We start from the raw sequence: 22,294 nt of genomic DNA, 5'->3' as shown, positions 1-22,294 counted from the left end.
TCACCGGCTCTCGTCGCGGTACTGCACGAGCTGAATGACCATGCGCGGGAAGTCGCCGATGCCGTCGAAGTGCGCGAACCGCACCCCATGCAGCTCGGCCGCCTGCACCATGTCGCGCAGGATCGCCGCAGCGTCAGCCACCTGCCGGGCAGTCGGGCGGTGCCTAGGAGCGAACTCCAACGCCGCAGACGCGATGCGGTGGGCGATGTCGTCGAGGTCGTTCTGATTCACAGCTCATCCACTCCTGAAACAGTCGGGATGGAGCGGTTCCGGCTCCCTGCCACCCCGCCCGTACGACCACACGGGCCGGACGGGCGGAGGAGGCAACCGGCCGCAGCGCAGGACGCGCCGCGAAACGGATTGAAGATCTTTCGGCTCACTGTTGAGTTCTCAAGGAACGGCCGGCGAGGGGCTCACGACTGAGCCGTGAGCAATCCCTAACCAGAGAACAACCTAGGTTGCTTCTCTGTAGCCATGAAGCTACCTAGGTAGCTTCATGGCGTCAAGAGGGCTGCACCAAGTCGAAAATGACCTAGGTTAGATACGCTCTAGGGCATGGATTGGACGCAGGAAACTCCCCCAAGCGCCAAGGACATCGCGGCCAGCTTCAGAGCTGAGATCGCGAACGGCGCGTACAGTCCAGGCGCTCGGCTGCCGGGCGCTCAAGGGCTCGCCAAGAAGCTGGGGGTAGCTCTCATGACCGTGCAGAACGCCTACCGGCAGCTCGCCGACGACGGACTAGTGGAGGGTCGTCCAGGAAGCGGGACGTACGTTCTCGACGCGAAGCGCGGGACGCCCAGCGCTCAATCGTCGGCGGCCAGCCTTCGCGACCTTCAGGATCAGATGAAGCACGTCACCTCCCTGCTCTCAGAACTTCACGATCGGGTTGACCGGCTTGAGGGCGGTCGACCCGGCCGTGCTGACGAGAACAAGTAGGCCGCACTTCTGGCCGAACCGCAGTGGACAGGGTTAACAGGGCACCCCTGTTACCTGTTAACTCCCCACGTCAGTCGATGTGTTGGGCATGATGAGAGTCCAACGCATCGCCTGGCCCCTGGGGGAGCGATGAAGACGAAGCTTCAAGCCGCCCGCATAGCTCGGGGGTGGTCACAAGTCGAGTTGATGGACGCAATGGACGACGCGGCGGAACGGCTCGGGACCGAGTTGCCTTCGCGGTCAAGCCTCAAGACTCAGATCTCCATGTTCGAGAACGGGCGTCGCCCCCCAGGGGACGACTACCAAGCGATCTTCTGCGAGGTCTACCACGCGACCCGACTCGATTTGGGCCTGGTTGCCGAGACCGCCCCATCCCAGCTCGACAGTCTCCCAACCCTCCCCAGCCCTCGCCTTGCCACCCCCCAAGCCAACCCGGAGATCCTCGGCTACCTGGGGTCGGTGTTCGTCCAGCACCTACATGCTGAGCCCTTGGTGGGGCCGCGCTTTCTCGTACCGCCGGTACAGAGTCAGATGCCGCTCATCGAGCAGTTATGCAAGGAAGCGTCGGGGCCCGCCCGAGCCGACGTCCTTCGTGTTGGGGCGCGCTACTCAGAGTTCCTTGGCTGGCTGTACCAAGACACCGGCGATTCCCAAGCCGCGATGCTATGGACCAACCGGGCCCTCGATTACGCCTACGAGTTGGACGATCCGGCGCTCAGCGCGTACATCTTCCAGCGACGCAGCAACATCGCGGCGGAAGCCGGGCAGGCTGGGTACGCAATCGGGCTGGCGAATGCCGCGCTCAAGGAGGAGGGGAAGATCCCCGGCGATGTCCGAGCAGTGGCCCTACGAGCCCGCGCCAACTCGTACGCCATCCTCGGGCAGGCTGACGAGTGCGCTCGCGCGATCGACGCGGCCCGCACTCTGGCGGATGCGACGCGATTAGACGAAGCCAGCCTGGCGCCTTACTGCTCTGTCTCGTACATCGACATGGAAGCCGCGAGCTGCGCTCTCCAGCTCCAGCGCCCAGAGGAAGCGGTGCGCACCCTGGAGGCGAGCTTGACGCAGTGGCCGGCTGAACAGCAGCGGGACCGTGGACTGTGCCTGGCGCGTCTGGCCACGGCGTACGCCCAGCTTGAGGACGTCGAAGCGGCGTACGGCGCCGCTTCAGAAGCAGCGGCCATCGCTCAGTCCACCGGTTCAGCGCGCATCCTCGCGGAGCTGGGAAGGCTGCAAACCCACCTCGGTCGTTGGCGGAAGCTGGTTGAGATCGCAGAGTTGAACCGGCTGTTGGGCAGTATGAAGGGGAGCTGAGCCCGGACAAGCCCAAGGAGAGCTGTGAATCTGCTGCCCACGATCACCACAACCGACGTGCAGGAACAGACCCCCAGCGTGGCAGTGCTCCCAATCGGTTCGTACGAGCAGCACGGAGCCCACCTGCCACTCATCACGGACACCGCTATCGCGTGTGTCATCGCTCGCGAGGTCGCTGCGGCCTACCCCGTGCTGCAACTGCCGCCCATCAGCATCGCGTGCAGCCATGAGCACGGGACATGGCCCGGAACGGTCAGCATCAGCGCCCGCACGCTGCACGCCGTGATCGGGGACATTGCGCAATCGCTAGAGTCTTCCGGCATCCGAAAACTCGTACTCATCAACGCTCATGGCGGGAACTACGTGCTCTCGAACATCGTGCAGGAAGCCAACCTGACCGAGCCACGCATGAGCTTGTTCCCGCTGAGCCGCGAGTGGAGCCGGGCACGTCAAGGCGCTGGGCTGGTCTCGGACGCACACGGCGACATGCATGCGGGTGAGATCGAGACGTCGATCCTGCTCCATGCGGAGCCCTCTCTCGTGCGTCCCGGCTTCGAGGCCGCCGACCATGACGGGGGTGAGCGCCCGTTCCTCCTTATCGAAGGAATGAAGGCCTACACCCAGACAGGAGTGATCGGCTTCCCCTCGTACGCCACGGCGGACAAGGGCAAGGCTGTGATCGCGAGCCTTGTCGAAGACTTCGCCACCCACCTTCAGGTGCTCGACGCCCAGGATCAAAGCCACTGAGCCCTTTCAGCGTCCATGCTGGGTGAATGAATGACATCGACAGCCGCCTGCGAGAGACGGGGCGAGCATTCCTGGCCGTTGCATGGGCTCGGCTTCAGGAGGAACGGGTGGTTCCGCCGCCAGCCTTTCACCCTTACCTAGAGGTCGGGCGTGACTACTTCGGGGACTCTGTCATGCCGCTGGCCGAGTACCAAGCGCTTGAAGATGCGATTGTGGCTGCACATCCCCGGTTCGGCGCTGACAAGCCACTGGACGAGCGGTTGTTCCCCGGCGGGCTGATCTTCAGCTTCCTGGAGACGTTCATCGCCCGTCTGACACGTGCGCATGCGGCGTTCTCTCCCCACGGGCCAGCCGCACAGCAGTCGCTGCGTGACCTCATCCAGGCAGTCCGCTCAGACGCCCACGAGGTGGCGTGTTGCCGAGTGATTTCCCATATGACGACTGAAGGCGGCCAGCCAGTCGAGTTCACCGACGTCCGTGTCGAGCCGGTGATCGCGGAAGCAGCCGATCACTTTAGAGAGCTGCATCGGATCATCTCGGCGGTGATCCCCGGAGCGACGAGCGTCTACGGCCGAAGCCGACCGCACGATTTCGCGCCGCCAGAGAGCGTCATCATCGCACGGGACAGCGGCCCGCAGCTGTACGACCTGGCCGTGCCGCTGTCTCAGCGGATCGAACGATTTCTGTTGCTGGTACGGCTATTGAAGCCGGGTACCGGCGAGTCGATGCTGGAGATCCGAGGGGCGACTCACACGGTCCGAGACTTTAAGCCCACCGTGCACCGCTTCCGGGGCGCGGGGCCCGGGTTCGCCTCTCCGACGCAGCGAGCTGCCCGGGTGATCACCCTCTGCCCGGATGATGCCAGCCGCGTAGACGGCCTTGGGCAACTCCTTGCCGCCGCGGAGCAGCCGCGAACAGACATGGCATTCACTTCGTTCAGAATGGCGCTCGACAAGTTCCTCATGTCCTTCCACGCGTACGGATGGCCTGAGCAGATCGTCGACCTGGCGACCGCCTTCGAAGCAGCACTGTCTGGAAAGGATAAGGACGACGTCACGCTGCGGCTGAAGGCCCGCGCGGCAACGCTTCTGTCCACTGACCTTGATCCAGCGGACCAGATCTTCAAAGACGTGGGTGTGATCTACGGGCTCCGATCCGTACTCGTCCATGGCGGCGCCATGTCGGAGAAGGCTCTCCTCAGGGAGATTCGGAAGATCTCGGGCGTTCCCGAGGGCCTACGTGATGGACGAGCGATCGCGCACGCCGTGGAGCGGTTGCGCGACCTCGTCCGCCGCAGCCTGCTTGCCCGCATCTGCCTCGCAGCCGGCGACGCTCCGCTGTGGCCCCTGGACGCGGATACGGGCGTCGACGGGGCCATGGTCGACGACCTCCGCCGCAAGGCATGGCGGGCAGCATGGCGGGACACTCTCACCGGGATCGACGCCATCGCCAGCGCTGAGCCATCTCACGCCTAGGACGCCGAGTTCCCCTCGCGCCCAGGGGGACGATCGCGGTCCGGACCGCGATCAGCACCCAGCGCCGGTCGCGGGGGCCATTGAAGTCCCTGGGCAGGGACATGGCGGACCGCGTGGTCCTCGCGGGACCGCGACGCCGCTGATGTACACGTGGTGGTGGCGAAGTCTCCCGTTCCGGCCAGCGACCGCACGGAACTCACCGAGTGCGCCTCCCGGCGCCACGGGTGCCTGGAGGGTGAGGTAGCCGAACATGGCCGAGAAGATCATGCGCGAGCTGAAGGGGATCGGCTGTGCGCCCGGGTTATCCAGGACGGCAACCAGTGGCTAGCCCCGGTCCTGCAAGCCCTTGAGCTGACTGCCACATTCATGATTATTCTTCGGATCGGAGTCAGCGCCTCGTCCAACGGCCGCACCATGGGCTGGATCGGCAGAGCGTCCGCCAACACGCCGCGTTGCCGCTCCAGAGTGAGGGCGGCTGCCCTGAAGGAGCTCACTTTCTCGCTGCCATGCGTGCCAGGGGCTGCGTCCAGGGAGACGACGCACCTGCTCTCGGACCCCAGTACCCACGCCGACCAATCCAAACGCGCCGGACAGTGGGCTCTGTAACGGCCCCTCTCGGGGAGTAGCAAAGTTGCCCTGCCGCCATTCTTCGCTCGGTAAGCTCCGTGCTATGCAGCTACCCCATCACCGAAAGCCGAGGAAGACGCAGCCCCGCGGGGGGCGAGCAAAGAAACAGGACGCGGGGAGACATACGCCGCGGATGCCTGGCTTCCCCCTCACTTTGGCCATTTCCTTCGCTACGGCAACTACAGCAGCGTGGGCCATATTCGTTGGATTTGCCGAACTGACGGGAGCGCACATCGGCCTTTGGCCCGGGAAATCCGCATCACTGCCAAAGGAGAGGCTTTTCGACCTAACGAGAAGCACCGTAACGGCAGCCGGCCTCTTGGCCGGAGTCTTTGCAATCGTCTACGCATATCGGAAACAAAGGATAGAGGAGGCAGCAAGCCATCGAGAAGATGCCGCAGGCCTCGGGGCTCGCTACCAAGCTGCAGCCGAGCAGCTCGGACACGAAAGTGCGGCCGTCAGGCTCGCCGGAATTTACGCTCTTTCAAAATTGTCTGACGACGATAGCGCCCAACGAGAGACCATTTGCCGCCTATTGTGCGCCTATCTCCGCATGCCTTACAGCCCGGAGGCCGCACCCCCAGGCGAAAAGGAGGTGCGATTCACAGCCATCAAGGTAATCACAGAACACCTGCAAGACCCCGGCCAGGAAACCACATGGTGTGGGTTTGACCTGGACTTCAGTGGCGCAAAATTCGATGGCGGGTCATTTTCCGGCTGCCATTTCACGTCGGGAGAGGTTGACTTCTCCGGCTGTCAATTCATCGACGGAACCATATCTTTCGATGGCGCCCACTTCACTGGCGCGCATGTAAATTTCGGAAGCGGCGAAGATCCACCAGCCGCATTCCTTGGGGCGCAGGTTCTTTTCACCGGCGCCCACTTCATGGACGGAATAGTTTCTTTCACCTTCTCGCAATTCAGAGGAGGCGAAGTCGCCTTCGGGGGAGCATTCTTCGTTGGCAGTAGAGTTACGTTCGGGAGCTGCGTAATTGATGATGACGGAGAGCTGACATTCGGGGGGCCTGTTTGGCTAGGGGCTAATTTCATGGGTGGCGAAGTTTGGTTCTCGGGGGCCGAATTGAGAGGCGGATTCCTAAGCTTCATGGGTGCAGAATTTTGCGGATCATCGGTCGACTTCGACATACACCTGATCGGAACATCGGTCCTGTTTGATGAGGCTTACTTCATGTCCGGGACCGTATCTCTCGCAGAAGCCGAAATTGAAGGTGGACGCCTCTCCTTCAAAGACGCATACACACCAGAGAAAGTCGTGACTCCCTGGCCTGTCCCAAATCTTGCGTCCCATCAACCCGCTCACCGAAGGCATTGGCGAAGAATGCGCCGCTTGTGGCGAAATTGAAAGTTGCCCTGAGTGCTGCCCTCTCATTGTCCCGACTGTCCGACTCGCAATTGGGTACTCCGTACTGCGCACCGACGCTCCAAGTGCGACGTAGCCGACAGATTTGTGCGGCGCGTCTTCTGGATCAAGGAGCATGACCGATCCGAGCAGCCGGACGGCACGTACAAGACCACCGCACCGAGTGAGGCTGTAGACCCACGAACCGTCGTCCCCAGGGTCTGGGGTGAACTCACCGAGCGAGCCTGGGGCCCGGCCTCCCGACGCATGAGTCGACGGCGACGTGAGGGTGAGTTCGGGCCCGGGCGATTGGCTTCTGGCCCACACTGCCCTGGGCCGTCCCTGGGCCGTCAAGCGGTGGCCAGCAATGCCCAACAACAACCAATGACGGCCTCTCCCTTGCAGGTCACGGGCGTCGCGCGAGGGGTTCCCCGAAGCCGTGTCCGAGCCGCCCAACTTCCTGCGCAACAAGAAGCAGGAGTGGGAGGAGTACCGCAGCGAGGTCACGGCCTTCGAGCTGCGGAAGAACCTGCCGGTGCTGTAGGGGCGTACGTACGGGTCCGGCATTCGGGTGGTCCCGGGGGGCGGGTGCGGGCGGCGGGGTGTGTCATGGCAGGGGCGGCCGTACGCCGCCCCGCGCCATGCACTGCGAGGAGCACCCCCATGACCCAAGGCCTGAAGACGATCATCTACCCCGTCAAGGACATCGCCGCCGCGAAGGCCCTGTTCGGCGGGCTGCTCGGGGCCGAGCCCGTGATGGACGAGCCGTACTACGTGCAGTTCGACGCGGCCGGGCAGGAAGTGGGGCTCGACCCCAACGGCCACGGCAAGGGGATGACGGGACCGGTCCCGTACTGGCACGTCGACGACATCGACAAGACCGTGAAGGCCCTGCTCGACGCGGGCGCCGAGTCGCTCCAGCCCGTCCAGGACGTCGGCGGCGGCCGGCTGACGGCCCTGGTCAAGGACGCCGACGGCAATGCGATCGGGCTGGTCCAGCCCTCCTGAGGCACCGCACGGCGGGCCCGCCCCCGCACGGGGGCGGGAATACCGTCCGGCGGGGGCCGGTTGCGGCTGCTGAGAGCCAGCCGGTTCTGCCGTGCGACCTAAGGATTGAGCATGCCGTTCGTCCATGTCGAGTACTCGGAACGTCTCAGGCCGACCTTCGACCGCCAGGCCTTCGCGCGCGAGGTGCACGCCACCGCGCCGACCGTCATCGACGCCCCGAGCGCGGGTTTCAAGACGCGCTTCCGGCAGATCGAGGAGTCCTGTTTCGGCGAGGGCGACGACACCGTCGACGCCGTCTTCATAGAGCTCTCGATCCTCAGCGGCCGCACTCGGGAGACCCGCGCGAAGCTGGCCGAGACGGTCCGCGACATCGCCGTCCGGCACGCGAAGGCCTCCGAGGGCCACCAGCTCCAGGTCATGGTCGAGGTCCGCGAGATGGAGCGGGAGTCCTACCGCTCGCACAAGGACTGACCCGGCCGGCCTGCTCCGCACGCCGCTCAGCCCAGGAACACCGGCGCCAGTCCCGCCGTCAGCAGGCGGTGGGGGCTGCCCGTGCCGTTGGCGGGGAGGGTGTAGAGGTCGGCTCCGTAGTCGCCCGGCAGGGAGTACGTCACCGTCCTGTCGTCCTGCCACACCAGCTGGTCGTCCACGCTGCGCGGCTCGGCCAGCGGGGTTTCGCGCATCGTGGCCAGGTCCAGGACGTACAGCCGCCAGGGCGCGTCCGCCGGGAGGCCCGGGACGCGTTTCTTGAAGGCGAGGCGGGTGCCGTCGGGGGAGAGGGACGGGCACTCCAGGTTGGTGCGGAGGGTGGTGACCCGGCGGGACGGCAGGTCACCGCGGACCAGATAGGTCTTCCCGGCCGTCGCCATCGTCGCGTAGAAGCGGGTGTCGTCGGCGAAGGTGACACCCCAGAAGTTCACGTCCGAGGCGCGGTACGGGTGGCCGTCGCGCTCGATCGCGAAGTCCTCCAGGGTCCTGGTGAGCGTGCCGGTGCGGGTGTCGAGGATCGCCGTACGGGTGGAGAAGTTCGTGCCCGCGTACGAGTCGCCGCCCACGAAGACCGTCCAGGCGGCCAGGTGCCCGGACGGGGAGACCCGCGCCCGGGTCGGGATGCCCGGCAGGCCGTAGCGGGCCCGCTCCTTCAGCTCCGCGTCCAGGATCACCGCCCGGTAGCCGTCCCGCACCGCGCCCCGCTCGGCCTGGAGGCACACCCCGGTGCCCCCGGCCGCGTGGAAGCGCAGGCACTTCACCCCGGACGCGGTGCGCGGCCCCGAGGGGGCGGCGGCCGGGACCGTGGCCAGTTCGTCGCGGTGCGGGCCCCAGGACATGGTGCGGAAGACGATCCGGCGCCCGGCGCCGGGGGCGAGCGAGACCTCGCCGCCGCGCACGGTCGGGCCGCCCGCCCGGACCTGGTTCCTGCGGTCCTCACGGCCCACCGCGTGCCGTACGGACGCGGTGGCCACGCCCGCGAGCACGACCAGGGCCGTGACCAGGACGATCAGCTTGTGGCGCAGGGTCATGCCGGTGTCCTCCCGTCGGTGCGGGCCGGTTCGGCCGGGCCCAGCAGCATCGCGCCGGCCGCGCAGACCGCCAGCGCCACCGCCGCCGTGCCCAGCGCCGTCCGGTCGCCCCACGCCGTCCAGGCCGCGCCGAACGCGATCGAGCAGACGAAACGGGCCGACGCCTGGCCGGTCTGGATCAACGCCAGGCCGCTGGAGCGCAGGGGGGCGGGGACGGCGCCCGCCGCCGCGGCCATCAGGACGCCGTCGGTCGCCGCGTAGAACAGGCCGTGCAGGGCGAGGACGACGTACGGCAGCGCCGCCCCGGGCCGGCCCGGCAGCAGCAGGGCGTACGCGCACAGCAGGGCCGCGTGGCCGCCGAGGAAGACCTGCCAGCGGCCCACCCGGTCGGCGAGACGGCCCAGCGGCACGGCCAGCAGCAGGAACGCCGCCGCCGTGCCGAGCGGCAGCAGCGCGAACCAGCGGTCGGGGACGTCCAGGCGCCGCTGGAGCAGGAGGTAGACGAAGGAGTCGCTGACCGTGGCCAGGCCCAGCAGCAGGGCGCAGAGCGCCAGTCGGCGCACCTCGCGCTCGCCGAGCAGCGCGAGCGCCGCCTTCAGCGAGGCGCGCGGGGCGTCCGGGGCGTGCTCGGCGGCGGTGCGCCCGGGCACGAACAGGACCAGGACCAGGACGCCGGCCGCCGCCACGCAGAAGCTGACCGTGAACACCGCGTCGTACCCGTCCACGGCCTGACGAAGGATCAGAAACGCGGCCAGGGGCCCCAGGAGGGCTCCCGCCGTGTCCATCGCGCGGTGCAACCCGAACGCCCGCCCGCGCGCCTCGGGCGCCGAGGCCAGCGAGATCATCGCGTCGCGCGGGGCCGTACGCAGCCCCTTGCCCGTACGGTCGACGGCGAGCACCGCGCCGATCACCGGCAGCGAACCCGCCACCAGGAGCAGGGGTTTGCACACCGCGGAGAGGCCGTAGCCGAGGACCGCGACGGACTTGTGGCGCCCGCCCCGGTCGGCCAGATGGCCTCCGACGAGGCGGACGAGCGCGCTGAAGCCGTTGTAGACGCCGTCGAGCAGACCGAACCCGAGCGGGGACAGGCCGAGGCCCGTGACCAGGTAGAGCGGCAGGACGGCGGTGACCATCTCCGAGGAGACGTCGGTGACCAGGCTGACCGCGCCCAGGGCCAGCACGGTCGGTGCCACGGCGGACCGCCGCCCGGGGGTGAGCCGGGCGGCGGGGGCCGCGGGGGTGCCGCGGCTGTCTGCTACGTACACGTCAGGAGGCCCAGATGCCCGTGATGTCCGAGGCGTTGGCGGCCTGGCCGGCGTGCGTGGTGCCGTACATGTCCTCGATCGTGCGGAGCAGGTTGTAGTGGTTGTACGTGGTCGAGGAGGTCGAGCCGGGGACGACCGGCTGGCCGTAGAGGACGGTCGCGATCTTGTTGCCGGCGAGCCGGTTGTCCTCGTCGAAGGTGACGACGAGCAGGCTGTTGTGGGTTGTGGCCCAGTCCGCGTACGCCTTCAGGTTGGTCTTCAGCCAGGTGTCGCCGGTCGAGACCGAGCAGTCGTGCATGTCGCTGCACAGGTTCGGCACGACGTAGCTGACGGTGGGCAGCGTGGTGAAGTCCGTCGGGAACTGCGCGAGGGTCTTGGCGCTGGACGTCGGCACGTTGGAGAAGCCGAACCACGGGTTGTGCTTCTGCGCGTACTTGCCGCTGCCGCACGTGGTCGAGCCCTGGCTGGGCAGCGACTCGTTGTAGCTGGCCCAGGTCCTGCCCCTGGCGATGATCTCGGACGCCAGGTTGGGCGCGGAGGAGAAGCCGACCTTGACGCAGCTGTCGCTCGTGACGCCCTGCGTGGAGCCGGAGAACATCGCGTAGTAGTTGGGCTGGCTCGGGTGGGTCTCGGCGTACGACTGCGTGAGGTTGGCGCCGCCGCTCCTGAGGGAGTTGATGTACGGGGCGCTGGAGCTGCCGATGACCTGGTTGTAGGCGTGGTTCTCGAAGACCACGACCACGGTGTGGTCGGGGGTGGGGACCGTCGCCGTCGTCGAGGCGGCGGACGTGCCGCCGAGCCCCGCCCACAGGCCGGCGGAAGCGGCGGCGAGACCGAGGGCGGTGACGAGGGCGGTGCGGGTGCGGCGAGGTATGGACCAGCCGGACACGGCGGTACCTCCGGGGTGGGGGAATGTGGGGGGCGGTGCACCGTGAGGGTAGGGCGGGCCGTTGAAGACGGGAAGATCCTTGCGGGTGAAGGAAGCGGGAACGGTTGGGGTGCGGGTTTTGTCCGCGGGCCGTCTGTGGCCACTCGCGCAGTTCCCCGCGCCCCTTGGGGGCTCGGGCTTTGTCTGCGGGTGGGTGGTGGGTTGCTCGCGCAGTTCCCCGCGCCCCTATACGGCCCGGGGTTTGTCTGCGGGTGGGTGGTGGGCTGGTCGCGCAGTTCCCCGCGCCCCTTCAGGGCTTGGGCTTTGTCTGCGGGTGGGTGATGGGCTGGTCGCGCAGTTCCCCGCGCCCCTATACGGCCCGGGTTTTGTCTGTGGGTGGGTGGTGGGCTGGTCGCGCAGTTCCCCGCGCCCCTTGGGGGTCGGTCGCAGTCGGGGAACTCAGCTCAGCCACAGACCTCCCAGGGGCGCGGGGAACTGCGCGAGCAACCAGCCACGGTCCGCAGACGAACGACGCTTTTGGGGGCGCGGGGAACTGCGCGAGCAACCGACCACGGTCCGCAGGTGAACGACGCTTTTGGGGGCGCGGGGAACTGCGCGACCAGCCCGCCACGGTCTGCAGACGAAGCCCCGGCCGGCAAGAGGCGCGGGGAACTGCGCGACCAGCCCACTGCGGTCCGCAGGTGAACGACGCCTACAGGGGCGCGGGGAACTGCGCGAGCGGCTACGGACGGCCCGCGGGCGACCCCGGGACGCCGCCCGCCCGAGGGCTACACCCCGTAGAACAACCGCTCCACCACACCCCGCGCCCGCCGCGTAACCCGCCGGTAGTCGTCCAGCATGTCCCCGACGTGGCCCGGCTCGTAGCCCAGGTAGCGGCCGACCGCCGCCAGTTCGCGTCCGTCGGACGGGAACGTGTCGCCGGGGCGGCCCCGCACCAGCATCACCCCGTTCCGCACCCGCGTCGCCAGCACCCACGCCTCGTCCAGCGTCGCCGCGTCCTCGGTGCTGATCAGATCCGCCGCCCGGGCGGCGCGGAGCGCGGTCCGGGTGCGGGTGGTACGCAGGCCCGGCTCGGCCCAGCCGTGGCGCATCTGGAGGAGCTGGATTGTCCACTCGACGTCCGAGAGGCCGCCGCGCCCCAGCTTGGTGTGGAGCGTCGGATCGGCGCCGCGCGGCATCCGCTCGGACTCCATCCGGGCCTTCAGCCGCCGGATCTCCCGCACCGCGTCCTCCCCGAGCCCCTCGGCCGGGTAGCGCAGCGGGTCGACGAGCTCGATGAACCGCCGCCCCAGCTCCGCGTCGCCCGCCATCGGCTCGGCGCGCAGCAGCGCCTGGCTCTCCCACACCAGGGACCAGCGGCGGTAGTACGCGGCGTAGGACGCGAGCGTGCGCACCATCGGGCCGCTCTTGCCCTCCGGGCGCAGATCGGCGTCGATCAGCAACGGCGGGTCGGCGGTGGGCAGTTGGAGCAGTCGGCGCATCTCGGTGACGACCCGGTTGGCGGCCCGGGCGGCCTCCTGCTCGTCGACGCCGTCGCGCGGCTCGTGGACGAACAGGACGTCCGCGTCCGAGCCGTAGCTCAGCTCGTGCCCGCCGAAGCGGCCCATGCCGATGACCGCGAACCGGGTGGGCAGCGTCTCGCCCCACTCCGCCCGCACCGCCGCCCGCAGCGCGCCCGAGAGGGTCGCCGCGTTCAGGTCGGTCACCGCGTTCCCGACCCGGTCGACCAGGGCCCCCGGGTCCTCCTCGGCGGGGTTGTCCTCCGTGCCGTAGCTGCCGATCAGATCGGCGGCCGCAGTGCGGAACAGCTCCCGGCGGCGTACGCCACGGGCCGCCGCGACCGCGCCCTCGGCGCTCTCGGCGCGGTTCACCGCGGCCAGCACCTCCTGCTCCAGCGGCTCGCGCAGCCGGGGCCCGAGGCCCTCCGGGTCGCCCAGGATCGCCACCGCCTCCGGGGCGCGGAGCAGCAGGTCGGGGGCGAGGCGGCCGGCCGAGAGGACCCGGGCCAGGTTCTCCGCCGCCGCGCCCTCGTCGCGCAGCAGCCGCAGGTACCAGGGCGTCTTGCCGAGCGCGTCGGAGACCTTGCGGAAGCCCAGCAGACCGGCGTCCGGGTCCGCGGAGTCGGCGAACCAGCCGAGCAGCACCGGCAGCAGGGTGCGCTGGATGGCGGCCTTGCGGGTCACGCCCGAGGAGAGCGCCTCCAGGTGCCGCAGGGCCGAGGTGGGGTCCGCGTAGCCCAGGGCCTCCAGGCGCTGGCCCGCCGCGCGCGGGCTGAGCCGGGTCTCGCCGGGGGAGAGCTGGGCGACGGCGTCGAGCAGCGGACGGTAGAAGAGCTTCTCGTGCAGCCGCCGCACCACGGAGGCGTGCCTCTTCCACTCCCGGTTGAGGGTGCTCACCGGCTCGGTGCGCAGGCCCAGCGAGCGGCCCAGGCGCCGCAGGTCGGCCTCGTCCTCGGGCACCAGATGGGTGCGGCGCAGCCGGTACAGCTGGATGCGGTGCTCCATCGCGCGCAGGAAGCGGTACGCCTCGTCGAGCTGGGCGGCGTCCGCGCGTCCCACATAGCCGCCCGCGGCGAGCGCGCCGAGGGCGTCCAGGGTGGTGCCGCTGTGCAGGGTGGCGTCGCTGCGGCCGTGCACGAGCTGGAGGAGCTGGACGGCGAACTCGACGTCCCGCAGTCCGCCGGGGCCCAGCTTCAGCTCGCGCTCCACCTGGGCGGCCGGGATGGTGTCGATGACCCGGCGGCGCATCTTCTGCACGTCGGCGACGAAGTTGTCGCGCTCGGCCGCCTGCCACACCAGCGGCGAGACGGCCTCGATGTAGGCGGCTCCCAGCTCCGGGTCCCCGGCCACCGCCCGCGCCTTCAGCAGTGCCTGGAACTCCCAGGTCTTGGCCCAGCGCTGGTAGTAGGCGAGGTGCGAGGAGAGCGTGCGCACCAGCGGGCCGTTGCGGCCCTCGGGGCGCAGGTTGGCGTCGACGGGCCAGATGGTGCCCTCGACGGTGGTCTCCGAGCAGATCCGCATGAGGTGCGAGGCGAGCCGGGTGGCGGCCTGGAGCGCCTTGCGCTCGTCGGCGCCCTCGGCGGGCTCCCCGACGAAGATCACGTCGACGTCGGAGACGTAGTTCAGCTCGTGGCCGCCGCACTTGCCCATCGCGATGACCGCGAGCCGGCACAGGGCGGCGTCCTCGGGTGCCGCGGTCCGGGCGATGGCGAGCGCCGCCCGCAGGGTGGCGGTGGCCAGGTCCGCGAGTTCGGCCGCCGCCTCGGCCACGTCGGTCGTCCCGCACACGTCACGGGCCGCTATGGCCAGCAGGCACCGGCGGTAGGCGATCCGCAGCGCCACCGGGTCGCGGGCCCCGGCCAGGCCCCGCTCGAACTCCGCGACCCCCGGATGCAGGTCCGCGGCCTCGTAGGTGACCAGGGCGTGCCAGTCGCGCGGATGCCGGGCCAGGTGGTCGCCGAGCGCCTCGGAGGCCCCCAGGACCCCCAGCAGCCGGTCCCGCAGCGGTTTGGCGGTGATCAGGGTGTCCAGCAGCGCCCGCCGCTCGGCCGGGTCCTGCGCCTCCACGATCCGTACCAGCCCGGCGAGCGCCAGATCGGGGTCGGCGGTGGCGCCCAGCGCGTCCAGGAGCACCGGGTCGGTCCGTACGGAGGCGAGCTCGGGAACGTCGAGGAGCCGTTCGGCCGCCGACGGGTCGGTGAAGCCGAACCGCAGCAGCCGTGTGAAGGTGCTGCTCCTGCGCCCGGGCACCGCCGTCATTCCGTCGCCTCCTCCTGCCACCGCGCCCGGCTCCGCGCCGGATCAAGGTCGGGAACGAGCCTATCCGGAGCGGGCCGGGCGGGGGCGGGCGAGGCGGGGGTCACGCACGGGCCGTGCCGGTCACCACGCGGCCGCGCGGTGGGGCAGCAACCCGCCGGGGCAGCCGGTGGAAGAGCTTTCCGTACCAGGCGTACGAGAGGAGGAAGCCGAAGGCGAGGCAGAGGACGCCGCCCACCGCGTCCAGCCAGAAGTGGTTGGCCGTCGAGACGATGACGACCAGGGTCGCCGCCGGGTAGAGCAGGCCCAGAACGCGCGCCCAGGGCGCCTTGGCGAGCGCGAAGACGGTCAGACCGCACCACAGCGACCAGCCGATGTGCATCGACGGCATCGCCGCGTACTGGTTCGACATGTTCTTCAGGTCGCCGGAGGCCATCGAGCCCCAGGTGTGGTGGGCCAGGACGGTGTCGACGAACCCCCCGCCGTTCATCAGGCGGGGCGGTGCCAGCGGGTAGAAGTAGTAGCCCACCAGGGCCACGCCGGTGGTGGCGAAGAGGGCGAGGCGGGACGCGGCGTAGCGGCCGGGCTGGCTGCGGAAGAGCCACACCAGGACGCCGATCGTCACCACGAAGTGCAGCGTGGCGTAGTAGTAGTTCATGCCCGTGATCAGCCATGTCACCGAGTTGACGCCGTGGTTGACGGAGCGCTCCACGGCGATGCCCAGGTGCTGCTCGACCGACCAGAGCCAGTCGGTGTTGTCCAGCGCCTGCGTCCGCTGCTCGGGGACGGCGTTGCGGATCAGCGAGTACGTCCAGTAACTCACCGCGATCAGGAGGACTTCGAACCAGATCCGGGGGCGGCGCGGGGTGCGCAGCCGTTGGAGGAGTGAGGCGGGTGCTGCCGGGACCGGCGGCGTCGGCGCTTCGGCGGGGTGTTCTTCCGAGAGGGGTGAGGGCGCAGCCGACGAGGCGGCCGACGGGGTGTCCGCCGTACCTTCCAGAGTCTTCACGGTCATTTCACCCATAGCGAGAGAGTCTGCCAGACGGACCCCCTCCCCGCAGATCGTCCTCCGGTCGGGTTCGGTCCGGATTTCTCCACCCAGTGGAGGACTCCTCAGGGACGAGAGAGTGACTCTTCCCCCGATTTTAGGCCGAAGCGGGCGCCCGCCCCACCGGGGGACTACTTGGGAGCCGGTCCAGAAGCGGTTGAACCGCGAACCACCAGTTCGGGCATGAACACGAACTCGCTGTGCGGCGCGGGCGTACCGCCGATCTCCTCCAGGAGCGCGCGGACCGCCGCCTGCCCCATCGCCGTCACCGGCTTGCGGATCGTGGTCAGCGGGGGGTCGGTGAACGCTATGAGCGGGGAGTCGTCGAAACCGACCACCGAGATGTCCTTCGGCACCTCCAGGCCGGCCTGGCGGGCCGCCCGGATCGCCCCGAGCGCCATCATGTCGCTGGCGCACACCACGGCCGTGCAGCCGGCCGCGATCAGCGCGGTGGTGGCGGCCTGGCCGCCCTCCAGCGTGTACAGCGAGTGCTGGACCAGCGCCTCGGCCTCCAGGGGGGTCAGCCCCAGCGAGTCCTCCATCGCGGCCGTGAAGCCCTCGATCTTGCGCAGCACCGGGACGAACCGCTTGGGGCCCACCGCGAGGCCGATACGGGTGTGGCCGAGCGCGGCGAGGTGGGTGACCGCCAGGCGCATCGCCGCCCGGTCGTCGGGGGAGATGAAGGGCGCCTGCACCTTCGGCGAGAAACCGTCCACCAGCACGTACGGCACGCCCTGGGCGCGCAGCTGCTCGTAGCGGTCCATGTCGGCGGTGGTGTCGGCGTGCAGCCCGGAGACGAAGATGATCCCCGAGACGCCCCGGTCCACCAGCATCTCGGTGAGCTCGTCCTCGGTGGAGCCGCCGGGAGTCTGGGTGGCCAGCACCGGGGTGTACCCCTGGCGGGTCAGGGACTGCCCGATGACCTGGGCGAGCGCCGGGAAGATCGGGTTCTCCAGCTCCGGCGTTATCAGACCGACCAGACCGGCGCTGCGCCTGCGCAGCCGCACCGGCCGCTCGTAGCCGAGGACGTCGAGGGCGGCCAGCACCGACTCACGGGTGCCCGCGGCCACACCGGGCTTGCCGTTGAGCACGCGGCTGACTGTGGCTTCGCTGACCCCCGCCTGGGCTGCGATGTCGGCAAGCCGTGCGGTCACGGGATTGGACTGTACCGGTCGCACGTCAGATTGCCCACCAGACCGCTGATTCGGCGGGGATCGTGACGTTACCGCCCGTGAATTCCAGCGCCGACGTCGACAGCAGCGGCCTTCCCGGGACCATGAGTTGGGCCGCGTCGGCGCCCGTGTTGACCGTGCACACGAACCCCGGCCTGGCGAACGCGAGCACGTCCCGGGGCGCCTCCAGCCACTCCATCTCGCCGTCCCCGAGGCCCGGCAGCTCGCGGCGCAGGGTGAGGGCGGAACGGTAGAGCTCCAGGGTCGAGCGCGGGTCGCCGGACTGCGCCTCGACGGAGAGGCCGCGCCAGGAGTCGGGCTGCGGCAGCCAGCTGCCGCCGCTGCCGAAGCCGTACGAGGGTCCGTCCTCGGTCCACGGGATGGGCACCCGGCAGCCGTCGCGGAAGCCGTCCTGGCCCTCGGCGCGGAAGAAGGACGGGTCCTGGCGCACCTCGTCGGGCAGGTCCGTCACCTCGGGCAGACCCAGCTCCTCGCCCTGGTAGAGGTAGGCGGAGCCGGGCAGCGCCAGCATCAGCAGGGCCGCGGCCCTGGCCCGGCGCAGGCCCCGGGCGCCGCCGCCGTAGCGGGTCGGGTGGCGCACCACGTCGTGGTTGGAGAGCACCCAGGTGGTGGGGGCGCCGACCGCGCGCGTCGCGGCGAGCGAGGCGTCGACGACCGCGCGCATCTCGGCCGCGTCCCACGGGCAGGTGAGGAACTGGAAGTTGAACGCCTGGTGCAGCTCGTCGGGGCGTACGTACAGGGCGAGCCGCTCCGGCGAGGGGGCCCAGGCCTCCGCGACCGCGATGCGCTCCCCCTCGTAGGAGTCGAGGAGCCGGCGCCAGGAGCGGTGGATCTCGTGGACGCCGTCCTGGTCGAAGAAGGGCAGCTCCTGGGCGCCGATGAGCCTGGCCTGCTCGCGGGCGCCGATGTCGGGCAGCCCGGCCGCCTTGACCATGCCGTGCGCCACGTCGATCCGGAAGCCGTCGACGCCGAGGTCGAGCCAGAAGCGCAGCACCGACTCGAACTCGGCCCGCACCTCGGGGTGTTCCCAGTTGAGGTCGGGCTGCTCGGGGGCGAACAGGTGCAGATACCACTCGCCGTCCTCGGTACGGGTCCAGGCCGGGCCGCCGAAGACCGACTCCCAGTCATTGGGGGGCGCGGCGCCGCCCTGGGCGGGCACGGCGCCGCGGCTGCCGGGGTGGAAGTGGTAGCGCTCGCGCTCGGGGCCGCCGGCCAGCGCCGCGCGGAACCAGCTGTGCTGGTCGGAGGTGTGGTTGGGGACGATGTCGACGATCACCCGCAGGCCGAGCCGGTGGGCCTCGCGGACCAGGTCGTCGGCGTCCTGGAGGTCCCCGAAGAGCGGGTCGACGGCCCGGTAGTCGGCCACGTCGTAGCCGCCGTCGGCCTGCGGGGAGGCGTAGAAGGGGGTGAGCCAGACGGCGTCCGCGCCGAGGGCGGCCAGGTGCGGCAGCCGGGCCCGGATGCCGGGCAGGTCGCCGATGCCGTCGCCGTCGCCGTCCGCGAAGGAGCGCACGTACACCTGGTAGATCACGGCGTCGCGCCACCAGCCGGTGCCGCTCGCGGGGGCTCGGTCCGCCCCGTCCGCGACGGCGGTGGTCGTGGTCAGCTCCTGCGTCATGAACGGGGTCCCTCTCCGGTGGCCTGCACGGGGTCCTGCGCCTGTGGGATCAACGCCGCTGCGCCTCGAAGGTAACAGTCCTGCAAGGTCTTGCGGAAGCCTTGCAAGGGCGGTGCCGGCCTCCCGGACGTGCCCATGGAGTACGCAGACCCCCTCTGACAAGGCGCGCATCGGCAACCGTGTGGACACGCGGATGTAACGATCGACCGGCCTTGCAGAAATTCTTCGCAAGGTCTTTCGGTCTTCTTTCATCCTTGTTACGTTCCTGGCGATCCGGCGCCGTGATGGCGCGGCACCCGTTGAAGGAGTTCACATGCGACGTGGCATAGCGGCCACCGCGCTGGTCGCGACCCTGGCGCTCGCGGCGACGGCTTGCGGCGACAGTGACAGCAGTGACAGCGGTGACAAGAAGAGCTCGGGCGAGCTCTCCGGCACCGTCACATGGTGGGACACCTCGAACGACACCGAGAAGGCCACGTTCAAGAAGATCGCCGAGGACTTCCACGCGCAGCACCCCAAGGTCACCGTCAAGTACGTCAACGTGCCCTACGGCGACGCGCAGAACAAGATCAAGAACGCGTTCAGCAGCGGCTCCGACGCGCCGGACGTGATCCGCGCCGACGTCGGCTGGGTCTCCGACTTCGCCTCGCTCGGCTACCTGGACAAGGTCCCGGACGCCAAGGCCAAGGAAGTGGACTCCGCCTTCCTCAAGCAGGCCGCGGCCAGCGGGAGGTACGACGGCCAGATGTACGCCGTCCCGCAGGTCATCGACACCCTCGGCCTCTTCTACAACAAGAAGATGCTCAAGGAGGCCGGCGTCGAGCCGCCGAAGTCCCTGGAGGAGCTGAAGACGGCCGCCGCCGCCATCAAGTCCAAGACCGGCAAGACCGGTCTGTACCTGCGCGGCGACGACTCCTTCTGGTTCCTGCCGTTCATCTACGGCGAGGGCGGCGACCTGGTCGACGCCAAGAACAAGAAGGTCACCGTGGACGGCCCGGCCGGCGTCAAGGCCTTCAAGGCCGCCCGCGACCTGGTCACCTCCGGCGCCGCGATCACCAACGCCACCGACGGGTGGAACAACATGGAGACCGCCTTCAAGTCGGGCAAGGTCGCCATGATGGTCAACGGCCCCTGGTCGGTGGCGGACGTGTACGCGGGCGACGAGTTCAAGGACAAGTCCAACCTCGGCGTCGCCGTCGTCCCGGCGGGTTCGGCCGCCCAGGGCGCCCCGCAGGGCGGCCACGACCTCGCGGTCTACGCGGGCTCCAAGAACCGCGACGCCTCGCACGCCTTCGTCGACTACCTCACCTCGCAGACCGTCCAGGTGCAGACCACCAAGGCGCTCAGCCTGCTGCCGACCCGGACCGCCGCGTACGACCAGCCCGACGTGAAGTCCAACGAGATGGTCAGGTTCTTCAAGCCGGCCGTCGACAAGGCCGTCGAGCGCGCCTGGATCCCCGAGAACGGCGCCCTCTTCGAGCCGCTGAAGCTCCAGTTCACCAAGGCCGTGACCGGCGCCTCCTCGCCCGAGGACGCGGCCAAGGACGCCGCCACCGCCTTCCACAAGATCCTCAAGGACTGGAAGTAGCGGACGGGCAGCGGGAGACGGGTACTGACTGACATGACTGTCCACACCGGCCAGTCGACGGCGAAGGCCGCGGGCGAGAGCGCCCGCGGCCGGGGCCGCGCGACCGGCGAGCGCCCCGGCCGGCTCCGGCGGGCGCTCTCGACGCACTGGTACGCCTGGACCATGGTCGCCCCCGTGGTGATCGTCCTCGGCGTGATCATCGGATGGCCGCTCGGCCGCGGCGTCTACCTGTCGCTGACCGACGCCAACGAGCGCAACGTCGGCCGCACGATCGGCGCCAACCACATCGACGCCACGTACACGTTCGTCGGCCTCGACAACTACGTGGACGTGCTGAACGACCCGGTCTTCATGCAGCGGCTGGTGTGGACCGTGGTGTGGACGGTGTGCTGTGTCTCCACCACGTTCCTGCTCGGCCTGGCGCTGGCGAACATGCTCAACCGGCAGTTCCGGGGCCGCGCCGCCTACCGGATGATGCTCATCCTGCCGTGGGCGGTCCCCGGCTTCGTCTCGGTGTTCGCCTGGCGCTTCCTCTTCAACCGCGACAACGGCCTGCTCAACAAGGTCCTGGACGGCGGCGGCATCGCGGCGGTGCCCTGGCTGGACGACCCGACCTGGGCGAAGTTCTCGGTCATCGCGGTCAACGTCTGGCTGGGCGTCCCCTTCATGATGGTGGCGCTCCTCGGCGGCCTGCAGTCGATCCCCGGCGAGCTGTACGAGGCGGCCGAGATGGACGGGGCCGGGCCCTGGAAGCGGTTCCTCTACATCACGGTCCCGGGCCTGCGGTCGGTGTCCTCGACGGTGATCCTGCTCTCCACGATCTGGACGTTCAACATGTTCCCGGTGATCTTCCTGCTGACGCGGGGCGGTCCCGGTGACTCCACCGAGATCCTGGTGACGCAGGCGTTCCGGCAGGCCTTCGTGGAGAGCCCGCGGGACTTCGCCGGGTCGGCGACGTGGGGCGTGCTGATCCTCGCGGTGCTGATGGTCTTCGCGCTCGTGTACCGGCGCTCGCTTCGCAAGCAGGGAGAGGTGTGGTGACGATGTCGTCGGCACGGGAGTCCGCGCGTACGCGCGGTCCGGTACGGGGCAGGCGCTCGCCGCTCGCCTCCGTCGGGCTGCACGCCACGCTGATCACGGCGTCGGTCATCGCCGTCTTCCCCGTCCTGTGGGTGCTGCTGACCTCGCTGAAGCCGGCGAAGTACGCGATCACCACGGACTTCTTCAAGGACACGACGCTCGACAACTACCGCTATCTGGTGGACAAGACGAGCTTCTTCACCTGGTTCGGGAACTCGGCGCTGATCGCCGGGGTGACGACGCTGCTCGGCGTCTTCATCTCCGCGACCACCGGCTACGCGGTGAGCCGCTTCAAGTTCCCCGGGATGCGGCCGCTGATGTGGACGCTGCTGATCACCCAGATGTTCCCGATGGCGATCCTGATCGTCCCGCTCTACAACCTCATGGGGCAGCTGGGGCTGCTGAACCAGCCGGTGGGTCTGATCATCACGTATCTGACGATCGCGGTCCCGTTCTGCGCCTGGATGATGAAGGGCTTCTTCGACGGCATCCCGGTGGAGATCGACGAGTCGGGGCGGGTGGACGGGCTGAACCCGTTCGGCACGTTCTGGCGGCTGATCCTGCCGCTCGCCAAGCCCGGGCTCGCCGTGACCGCCTTCTACTCCTTCATCACGGCGTGGGGCGAGGTCGCGTACTCGTCGGCGTTCATGGTGGGGGACGAGAACCTGACGCTGGCGGGTGGGCTCCAGACGTTCGTCACGCAGTACACGGCGAACTGGGGTCCGATGACGGCGGCGTCCGTACTGATCGCGGTGCCGGCGGCGGTGTTCTTCCTGTTCGCGCAGAAGCACTTGGTTGCGGGGATGACGGCGGGGGCGACAAAGGGGTGAGGTCTGTTTCCGGGGGGGAAGCCCCCGGACCCCCGGCCGAG

At 69.2% G+C, this 22,294-nt stretch carries 18 protein-coding genes and 2 pseudogenes; 12 read left to right on the top strand and 8 right to left on the bottom strand.

The genetic code is table 11. From position 1 onward, the window contains the following. A complete protein-coding gene (locus AC069K_RS22540; RefSeq protein ID WP_478619003.1) occupies positions 1-231 on the bottom strand; it encodes a hypothetical protein in 231 nt (76 codons plus the stop codon). Between the two features lie 324 nt (positions 232-555). Between AC069K_RS22540 and AC069K_RS22535 the strand changes: the two genes are divergently transcribed. The 9 genes and pseudogenes from AC069K_RS22535 (at position 556) to AC069K_RS22495 (ending at position 7,938) form a co-directional block, all read left to right on the top strand. After that, positions 556-936, top strand: a complete 381-nt coding sequence (locus AC069K_RS22535; protein WP_478619000.1) for a GntR family transcriptional regulator — start codon at positions 556-558, stop codon at positions 934-936. 129 nt (positions 937-1,065) lie between these two features. Then, on the top strand, positions 1,066-2,250 hold the full coding sequence (locus AC069K_RS22530; RefSeq protein ID WP_478618997.1) for a hypothetical protein: 1,185 nt from the start codon (positions 1,066-1,068) through the stop codon (positions 2,248-2,250). A 24-nt stretch (positions 2,251-2,274) separates the two neighbouring features. Beyond that, positions 2,275-2,997, top strand: a complete 723-nt coding sequence (locus AC069K_RS22525) for a creatininase family protein (protein ID WP_478618994.1) — start codon at positions 2,275-2,277, stop codon at positions 2,995-2,997. 26 nt (positions 2,998-3,023) lie between these two features. Next, on the top strand, positions 3,024-4,472 hold the full coding sequence (locus tag AC069K_RS22520; protein WP_478618991.1) for a hypothetical protein: 1,449 nt from the start codon (positions 3,024-3,026) through the stop codon (positions 4,470-4,472). Positions 4,473-5,232: 760 nt separating this feature from the next. Beyond that, complete coding sequence (locus AC069K_RS22515) at positions 5,233-6,462, top strand: pentapeptide repeat-containing protein (protein WP_478618988.1); 1,230 nt, start codon at positions 5,233-5,235, stop codon at positions 6,460-6,462. A gap of 12 nt (positions 6,463-6,474) precedes the next feature. Beyond that, a pseudogene (locus AC069K_RS22510) lies at positions 6,475-6,708 on the top strand (DUF6009 family protein); the annotation flags it as partial. A gap of 208 nt (positions 6,709-6,916) precedes the next feature. After that, positions 6,917-7,003: pseudogene (locus AC069K_RS22505) on the top strand (glutamine synthetase); the annotation flags it as partial. Positions 7,004-7,122: 119 nt separating this feature from the next. After that, positions 7,123-7,467, top strand: a complete 345-nt coding sequence (locus tag AC069K_RS22500; protein ID WP_358832850.1) for a VOC family protein — start codon at positions 7,123-7,125, stop codon at positions 7,465-7,467. Positions 7,468-7,578: 111 nt separating this feature from the next. Beyond that, positions 7,579-7,938 (top strand): 5-carboxymethyl-2-hydroxymuconate Delta-isomerase, encoded by a 360-nt coding sequence (locus AC069K_RS22495; RefSeq protein WP_478618985.1) that lies wholly within the window; start codon positions 7,579-7,581, stop codon positions 7,936-7,938. 26 nt (positions 7,939-7,964) lie between these two features. On the opposite strand, the gene AC069K_RS22490 is transcribed toward AC069K_RS22495, so the two are convergent. The 7 genes from AC069K_RS22490 to AC069K_RS22460 form a co-directional block, all read right to left on the bottom strand. After that, positions 7,965-8,987 carry a TolB-like translocation protein gene (locus AC069K_RS22490; protein WP_478618982.1) on the bottom strand — a complete coding sequence of 341 codons (1,023 nt, stop codon included), beginning with the start codon at positions 8,985-8,987 and terminating at the stop codon, positions 7,965-7,967. Then, positions 8,984-10,252, bottom strand: coding sequence for an MFS transporter (locus tag AC069K_RS22485; RefSeq protein ID WP_478618979.1), 1,269 nt, complete (start codon positions 10,250-10,252; stop codon positions 8,984-8,986). Before AC069K_RS22485 ends, AC069K_RS22490 begins: the two co-directional genes overlap by 4 nt. Before the next feature lies 1 nt (position 10,253). Next, positions 10,254-11,141: an alkaline phosphatase family protein gene (locus AC069K_RS22480; RefSeq protein WP_365112499.1), complete on the bottom strand. Its 888-nt coding sequence runs from the start codon at positions 11,139-11,141 to the stop codon at positions 10,254-10,256. A gap of 767 nt (positions 11,142-11,908) precedes the next feature. Continuing rightward, positions 11,909-14,899 (bottom strand): bifunctional [glutamine synthetase] adenylyltransferase/[glutamine synthetase]-adenylyl-L-tyrosine phosphorylase, encoded by a 2,991-nt coding sequence (locus tag AC069K_RS22475; protein ID WP_365112497.1) that lies wholly within the window; start codon positions 14,897-14,899, stop codon positions 11,909-11,911. 100 nt (positions 14,900-14,999) lie between these two features. Then, a complete protein-coding gene (locus AC069K_RS22470) occupies positions 15,000-15,920 on the bottom strand; it encodes a phosphatase PAP2 family protein (protein WP_478618974.1) in 921 nt (306 codons plus the stop codon). Between the two features lie 155 nt (positions 15,921-16,075). After that, a complete protein-coding gene (locus AC069K_RS22465) occupies positions 16,076-17,098 on the bottom strand; it encodes a LacI family DNA-binding transcriptional regulator (RefSeq protein ID WP_478618971.1) in 1,023 nt (340 codons plus the stop codon). A 25-nt stretch (positions 17,099-17,123) separates the two neighbouring features. Beyond that, positions 17,124-18,755, bottom strand: coding sequence for a glycoside hydrolase family 13 protein (locus AC069K_RS22460; RefSeq protein ID WP_478618968.1), 1,632 nt, complete (start codon positions 18,753-18,755; stop codon positions 17,124-17,126). A 313-nt stretch (positions 18,756-19,068) separates the two neighbouring features. On the opposite strand from AC069K_RS22460, the gene AC069K_RS22455 reads away from it, so the two are divergent. The 3 genes from AC069K_RS22455 to AC069K_RS22445 are packed head-to-tail and all read left to right on the top strand — an operon-like array spanning position 19,069 to position 22,253. Further along, complete coding sequence (locus AC069K_RS22455; protein ID WP_365114548.1) at positions 19,069-20,343, top strand: extracellular solute-binding protein; 1,275 nt, start codon at positions 19,069-19,071, stop codon at positions 20,341-20,343. A gap of 33 nt (positions 20,344-20,376) precedes the next feature. After that, positions 20,377-21,384, top strand: a complete 1,008-nt coding sequence (locus AC069K_RS22450; RefSeq protein WP_478618964.1) for a carbohydrate ABC transporter permease — start codon at positions 20,377-20,379, stop codon at positions 21,382-21,384. A 2-nt stretch (positions 21,385-21,386) separates the two neighbouring features. After that, complete coding sequence (locus tag AC069K_RS22445) at positions 21,387-22,253, top strand: sugar ABC transporter permease (protein ID WP_358832877.1); 867 nt, start codon at positions 21,387-21,389, stop codon at positions 22,251-22,253. The last annotated feature ends 41 nt before the right edge of the window (positions 22,254-22,294 follow it).

The organism is Streptomyces sp. NPDC043908 (assembly GCF_056435525.1).
The sequence above is the reverse complement of the archived record's forward strand: the minus strand, read 5'-3'. Positions and strand labels throughout refer to the sequence as shown.

Coding starts and splice junctions, on each gene's coding strand:
- AC069K_RS22535 (WP_478619000.1), top strand. CDS start 556: ATGGATTGGACGCAGGAAACTCCCCCAAGCGCCAAGGACATCGCGGCC.
- AC069K_RS22530 (WP_478618997.1), top strand. CDS start 1,066: ATGAAGACGAAGCTTCAAGCCGCCCGCATAGCTCGGGGGTGGTCACAA.
- AC069K_RS22520 (WP_478618991.1), top strand. CDS start 3,024: ATGAATGACATCGACAGCCGCCTGCGAGAGACGGGGCGAGCATTCCTG.
- AC069K_RS22515 (WP_478618988.1), top strand. CDS start 5,233: ATGCCTGGCTTCCCCCTCACTTTGGCCATTTCCTTCGCTACGGCAACT.
- AC069K_RS22500 (WP_358832850.1), top strand. CDS start 7,123: ATGACCCAAGGCCTGAAGACGATCATCTACCCCGTCAAGGACATCGCC.
- AC069K_RS22495 (WP_478618985.1), top strand. CDS start 7,579: ATGCCGTTCGTCCATGTCGAGTACTCGGAACGTCTCAGGCCGACCTTC.
- AC069K_RS22490 (WP_478618982.1), bottom strand. CDS start 8,987: ATGACCCTGCGCCACAAGCTGATCGTCCTGGTCACGGCCCTGGTCGTG.
- AC069K_RS22475 (WP_365112497.1), bottom strand. CDS start 14,899: ATGACGGCGGTGCCCGGGCGCAGGAGCAGCACCTTCACACGGCTGCTG.
- AC069K_RS22470 (WP_478618974.1), bottom strand. CDS start 15,920: ATGGGTGAAATGACCGTGAAGACTCTGGAAGGTACGGCGGACACCCCG.
- AC069K_RS22460 (WP_478618968.1), bottom strand. CDS start 18,755: ATGACGCAGGAGCTGACCACGACCACCGCCGTCGCGGACGGGGCGGAC.
- AC069K_RS22455 (WP_365114548.1), top strand. CDS start 19,069: ATGCGACGTGGCATAGCGGCCACCGCGCTGGTCGCGACCCTGGCGCTC.
- AC069K_RS22450 (WP_478618964.1), top strand. CDS start 20,377: ATGACTGTCCACACCGGCCAGTCGACGGCGAAGGCCGCGGGCGAGAGC.
- AC069K_RS22445 (WP_358832877.1), top strand. CDS start 21,387: ATGTCGTCGGCACGGGAGTCCGCGCGTACGCGCGGTCCGGTACGGGGC.